General features: G+C 59.9%; 1 protein-coding gene. It reads right to left on the reverse strand.

The genetic code is table 11. The features are described 5' to 3' along the window. Positions 1–30 precede the first annotated feature (30 nt). Positions 31–274: MobA/MobL family protein (locus ACNQ0T_RS24215; protein ID WP_417930496.1), on the reverse strand; the 244-nt coding region annotated here is incomplete at its 5' end.

Consider the following 274-nt stretch of genomic DNA (forward strand, 5'->3'; position numbering starts at 1 on the left):
CCACTGATAGGCGTGTTTGCCGTCCAGCTCCTACTCCGTCCAGTTTCTGACAAACGCCCCACGCTGTTCGCTGTCCAGCTCACGAGGCAGGGCGATTTCCATCTCACGGTATGAGGTGCCGTTCTTGCGCTCATACGCATCGGCGGCCAGCCAGAACTGTTGCGGATTGTCCTTCGCCCACTCCGGCATATTGCCGTGGTCGGTGGCCTCCAGTCGCTCTCCCCGTTCCAGACGATTTGCATACTTGCCCTCACGGGAAATGTAGGCCGAGTGG

It is taken from the genome of Enterobacter cloacae complex sp.6700776, from assembly GCF_048284255.1.
In the GTDB taxonomy this organism is placed as follows: Bacteria; Pseudomonadota; Gammaproteobacteria; order Enterobacterales; family Enterobacteriaceae; genus Enterobacter; species Enterobacter intestinihominis.